This window comes from Bacteroides sp. 3_2_5 (genome assembly GCF_000159855.2).
Classification (GTDB): domain Bacteria; phylum Bacteroidota; class Bacteroidia; order Bacteroidales; family Bacteroidaceae; genus Bacteroides; species Bacteroides fragilis.
Genome location: NZ_JH636044.1, coordinates 1,174,088 through 1,180,320, shown reverse-complemented (window position 1 = coordinate 1,180,320; position 6,233 = coordinate 1,174,088). Strand labels below are relative to the sequence as shown.

General features: G+C 34.6%; 3 protein-coding genes. 1 reads left to right on the top strand and 2 read right to left on the bottom strand.

What is annotated here, in order from left to right; translation table 11 throughout:
• Positions 1-342: 342 nt before the first annotated feature.
• Positions 343-1,329, bottom strand: coding sequence for a FecR family protein (locus tag BSHG_RS13180; protein ID WP_008658770.1), 987 nt, complete (start codon positions 1,327-1,329; stop codon positions 343-345).
• A gap of 125 nt (positions 1,330-1,454) precedes the next feature.
• Entirely contained in the window at positions 1,455-2,030 is a 576-nt protein-coding gene (locus BSHG_RS13185; protein WP_005785218.1) for an RNA polymerase sigma-70 factor, read from the bottom strand.
• 888 nt (positions 2,031-2,918) lie between these two features.
• Here BSHG_RS13185 and BSHG_RS13190 point away from each other — a divergent pair.
• The gene (locus BSHG_RS13190; RefSeq protein WP_008658767.1) at positions 2,919-6,230 is read left to right on the top strand and encodes a TonB-dependent receptor; all 3,312 of its coding nucleotides are present in this window, start codon (positions 2,919-2,921) and stop codon (positions 6,228-6,230) included.
• Positions 6,231-6,233 lie beyond the last annotated feature (3 nt).

The window sequence follows — 6,233 nt, the reverse complement described above, 5'->3', positions numbered from 1 at the left end:
TACCATAGCTACCAGGCTAACTGCTAAAGCAAAAGCCAGATGCTTTTTCATTCTTTGCGGACTAAACCACCGCATGTTGCATTTTCTCATAAATACGATTAATTATTAGATTGTAATTTAGATTGATAAAGTAAGCACAGGATACTTCTGAAGTATCACTGTACCAGGTTAACGTCATTTACGGTTTCTCTCTCATTCTTTTCTTTCTTATTTAGGTTTAAAATTGATGTTTGGTATAAGTTCTAAACGAACTTGGTATAAATTTTATTTCTTGTCTGTTTTCCTAAGTTCCGTATGAACTTAGCTTTCTATTTTATTCATTACTTTCAAAAATATCGTGTTCTACTTAAGTTCTTCGAGAACATAGTAGTCATTACTTATTAATTTATAATTTAATGGCGCACTATGCGACATTATATTTAATATCAGATCCAAAGGTTCATTCCGCAACGTAAATGTAAAGCGATAATGATCAGCAGTTTTCTGCGGGCAATCGATCTTTTGTCCGTACCATTTCTCTAACCGAGGCAAGATCATGGCTAATGTTTCATTTTTAAAGCTCAACCGTCCTCCAATACGCCAAGCAGAATAAGAATTGGCATCTACGCGATCTATACGTATATCACCATTTACCTGGCACGTTAGTTTTTCGTTCGGCTGAAGGATATATTCTCCTTTTATTTGCTCTTTGTGATCCTTAGGTTCTACCTTAACCTTTCCGTTAAGCAATACCGTTTCTACACTTTCATCACCATCGAAACTAAAGACTTCAAATGCTGTTCCTAAAGCTGTAACATCCATATTCTTTGTTTTCACAACAAAAGGATGTACCTTATCCGGATGAACACTAAAAAAAGCTTGTCCGGAAAGAGTTACTTCCCGCTTGTTTCCGGAAAACTCTTTAGGATATGTCAAGCGACTCCCTGCGTTCAGCATCACAAGCGTACCATCTGCTAATCTTACCGAATCCATTGACTGGCGTCCGGAGTTCAGTACATACCAAACCTCCGGCTCTGCTTTTCTGGATAATAACATTAAAGATAGTGTTCCGCAAATCAGCAATAAAGCTATAGATGCCACCCAGCCATACCGATGTAAGCTTTGCCTAAAACGTCCGGTTTTTCCTTTCTTTATTTGGTGCATGACATTTGTCAGCATTCGTTCTTCCTTATCGACATCGGTATACATATCAGAAACTTGTTCCCATTGACTATAAATTGCTTGATTCACAAATTTATAGTTGTTTAGTTTCTCTCGCTCTTCTGGCGATAGGCTATCGGTCAGTAGCTTCTTTATTATATCCTTATTTCCTGTTGTCGCTTGTTTCATCTTTATTACCTTCTTATTACCTATCTATTTATAAATACACGCAACTCCATAACATCCCCCAAAGAAAATTTAAATTCTTTAAAATAAAAGGGAAGTTATTAAATAATCTCCTCTATACCTTATTATTATAGAGAAAGAAATATAAAAAATAAATAGATGTTCTTACGTAAAAATTTTAAGGCTTCATTAATATGACGCTCTACTGTTTTTTCACTGATAGATAATCGAATAGCTATTTCTTTATAACTGAGATGTTCCTCACGACTTAAATGAAATACTTCTTGTTGTCGTGGTGTCAGTTCTGAAATCAATTTTTTGATATAGCCTTGAAGATCGGCTGCATCCATCTCGTTTTCAATGTCATACTCAACCTCTGCACTACTAAGTACAGTCGTTTTATAGGCATTTTCATTAAAACTTTTACGGAATTGATTAAAAATGATATTTCGGGTTATAATAAACAAGAATCCTTTGAAACTTTCATTCTCTTTCAGAAAGATACGTGCCTCCCACAATTTTACGAAAACTTCCTGTACCACTTCTTCTACTTCGGCTATAGAAGATAGGTATAAACGGGAAAAGTTGTGAACTTTAGGCCAATACATTCTGTATAGAGCAGTAAATGCAGCTTCGTCCCCCTGTTTTAATGATACAATAAGCTCTTTCTCGGTCATAAATCTATCGGTGTGATGTGCAAACATACAATTTTTCAGGGAGAAACAATACAAATTTTAAAAGAAAAATAGAGAATTTATAGTAAACGAAAACATTTGAATATAAAAATGTGTGTTTAAATAATAATGATTGCAGAAATACAAAAAAGATAGTTAATTGCGTTTTATGTTGACATAAAGGAGAATATCTCGATATTTAACTTACTCATACTTTTTAAGAAAAAGTGCTATAATCATTTGTTTTCGAATATAAATAGCATTTTAATACAAATCCAACATGTTTTTTGAGGAAAAATACATGTTATTGACACATCATCTTTGTTTCTTGGACAGAGATAATTAACTTTCTATCTGCATGAAGTTAACTTCCTGTTTTCAAGATACTAATTCTCTATTTGTACAAAGTTAACATCGTACGAAAATGAAATTTAAAAGTCCGCCTCTTAAAAGCTATTTACTACCTCTTATTGATTATAATTCAACTATCATAAATATGATAAGCTTACATTATAAGCATCATATAGCATCCTGTTTTAGGATTTATGTAGCAAATAAATCGTATATAACACGGTTTATCTATCATAAGTTATTCTGCTAATAATAAAATAGCCGTGTTTTTTCTTTGTTCCATAGTTGGGTGTTAAAAGCAGGCAATACAGATGGGATAGAAAATACAAAATGATAAAAAGTATAATATAATCAAAATGTAAGTAGAATCCAGAAATAGAAATAATAAAAGGAAAAAAACGCCATAGTTCTCGAAGAACTTAAGTAGAACATGATTTTACATCCTAAAAAGATTCAAATAATAAAAATGGAAAAAACAGTGAAACATGTTAATCAAGCACGGGATTCTTAAAGGATGACGTCTATTATTTGTTAAATTTAAATTATAATCTAATAATTATGGTATTTATGAAAAAATGCAATCAAAAGTGGTTTAATCCTCAAAAAGTAAAAAAGCAAATAGCAATTGCTGTTGCTATTAGTTTAGTTTGTGCAATACCTATCAGCACATTTGCACAAGTACTCAAGTTCTCAATAAAAAAGAGTAACACTTCTATCCAATCAGTATTACAAGAGTTAGAAAAAGAAAGTGGATATACTTTATTTTATAATGACAATCAAGTGAAGCTAGATAAAAAAATCTCTATAAATATAGAAGATGCTTCGATAGAAGTTGCTCTAAATCAAATATTTGAAAACTCAGGATATTCCTATCGAATAGTAGAGAATCAAATTGTTATATATACAACACCCACCACAACTGTGCAACAAACGGTTCAACAGAAAAAACAACAAAAAGTGACCGGTGTAGTAAAAGATATTGCAGGAGATCCTATAATAGGAGCATCTATAATAGAAAAAGGATCTTCTTCAAACGGGACTATCACTAACGTGAATGGCGACTTTTCTCTTATAGTAACAGGTAATGAACTCCAGGTTAGTTACATTGGATATATTCCTCAAACCATTAATCTCAAACCGGGGGTAAGCTCTTATAATGTAATAATGAAGGAAGATACCAAAACATTAGATGAAGTAGTGGTAGTTGGGTATAGTACACAAAAAAAAGAGAGCTTGACTGGTGCGCTACAAACAGTTAAGAGTGATAAACTAAAAGATATTACCACCCCTTCAGTAGAAAATATGTTAAACGGAAAGGTTCCGGGAGTATATGTAGCTCCAGGGTCGGGACAACCCGGGTCAGGAGGAGCTGTCGTGATTCGTGGGCAAGCAACTTTAAGTGGGACCACTGCTCCATTATGGGTTATTGATGGAGTGATTGTTGGTTCAAATGCCGGTGCTTTGAATCCAAGTGATATAGAAACAATGACTATCCTAAAAGATGCTGCTTCTACTGCTATCTATGGTTCACAAGGAGCTAACGGCGTTATTCTTGTAACAACCAAAAATGGTAAAGCAGAAAAGATGACAGTAAATGTCTCTGCAAAAGTTGGTATCAGTAAGTTAGGGAGAGGAAATATGGAAATGATGGATGGAGCGGAGCTATATGATTACTATAAATCATTTTCAAATCAGGAGGCGATTACTTTTTCACGTTACAATGATAAACTGCGAAATTGTAATTTCGATTGGTTTGATTTGGCTGCCCAAACAGGAGTTACCCAAGATTACAATGTTTCTTTATCTGGAGGCAATGAGAAAATCAGATCTTTCCTTTCCATCGGTGTCTATGATGAAGAAGGAGCAGTGAAAGGTTACGATTACACACGATATAACTTCCGGTTAAAAACAACCTATAAACCCTTTGAATGGCTAAGTATAAAACCTGCACTGGCAGGATCGCGACGGGATATTGAAGATAAACAGTATGATGTAACTTCCATGTTCCAAAGATTGCCATGGGATAGTCCTTTTGATGAAGAAGGGAATTTGGTTCCCAATAGATATACGGGATGGGTGAACAGTTCTAATAGTAATTATCTATACGATCTGCAGTGGAATAAATCGAACTCTACCAATTATGAGTTTATGGGTAATTTAGATTTTGATATTAGAATTACTGACTGGCTGAATTTTTCATCCGTCAATAACTATAAATACATAGGTTATAATTACAGTGAATATACAGATCCACGCTCAAGTAGTGGAGAGGGGGTAGATGGGCGTATGCGTGAATATCAAACTACCACTGTACGTCGTTATTCTAATCATATCATACGTTTTAACAAGATGTTTGGTAAACATTCAATAAATGCGTTAGCTGCTTATGAATTCAACGATTATTGGGCCAAAGCAACAGATATGTATGGAATAGGATTTATTCCCGGTTTCGAAGTATTGGACGTGGTAGCTAAACCGGAGAAAGTTGGTGGTAGTATTAGTGAGTGGGCAGTACAGTCTCTTTTATTTAATGCAAACTATGCTTTTGATAATAAATATCTGGCACAACTATCTTTCCGTCGCGATGGAGCCTCTAATTTCGGAGATAATGCAAAATATGGAAATTTCTTTTCTATTAGTGCCGGATGGAACATTAATCGTGAAAAATGGTTTCATGCCTCTTGGGTTGATATATTGAAATTACGTATATCTTATGGTTCAGTAGGTAACAGACCAAGTTCACTTTATCCCCAATACGATCTCTATTCAGTATCTTCTAAATATAACGAAGAATCTGGAGCCTTGATATCACAATTGGGCAATAAAGATCTTACTTGGGAAAAGACTTATACTACAGGCACCGGAATTGACGTAGCTTTTTTTGATAATCGGTTGAGAGCAAGTTTTGACTGGTATAATAAGTACACAAGTAACATTCTATATGCAGTACCCATTTCCGGATTAGTAGGAGTGACAAGTATGTGGAAGAATATTGGTGAAATGCAAAATCAAGGATTTGAATTGTCCATTGGCGGTGATATTATCCGTACGAAAGACTGGGATTGGAATATAGAAATTAACTTGGGACATAATAAGAACAAATTAAAGAAACTCTATAAGACAAAGAACGCTGAGGGACAATTTGTAGAAAAGCCAATTATTATTTCAGATGGAACATCGATTGCAGGTACAGCCAAAAGAGTATTACAGCCAGGTTATCCATGTGATACTTATTATCTGAAAGAATGGGCAGGTGTAAACCCGGAAAATGGGGCACCTCAGTGGTATAAAACCGTAGAAAATGAAGATGGAACTTTATCACGTCAGAAAACAAGTAATTATTCTGAGGCTGATCAAGTGAAATGTGGAAGTTCATCTCCAGACATCTTTGGAGGATTTAGTACTGTACTCCGCTGGAAAGATATTGATCTGAATGCAGTATTTGGCTACTCTGTAGGAGGTCAAATCTATAATTATTCTCGCCAGGAATATGATTCAGACGGAGCATATAACGATCGAAATCAAATGAAACTTCAAAAGGGATGGAATCGTTGGGAAAAACCGGGAGATATAGCTACACATCCGGTGGCATCTTATAGTAATACGAGTAAGTCGAACAGTTCTTCCTCGCGCTATCTTGAAAAGAATGACTATCTTAAATTGAGATCATTATCAATCGGTTATAACTTAAAATTACCTCAATATTATATTAATAATATGAGAATTTTCTTCACTGGAGAGAACCTGTTCTGTGTTACAAATTACTCAGGCGTAGATCCGGAAATTCCGGCTAGTGATGGTTCTGTAATAGGTACTGCATTACCTTCGGTTTATCCAACTGTACGTAAATTTATGTTTGGGCTTAATTTAACATTTTAAAAG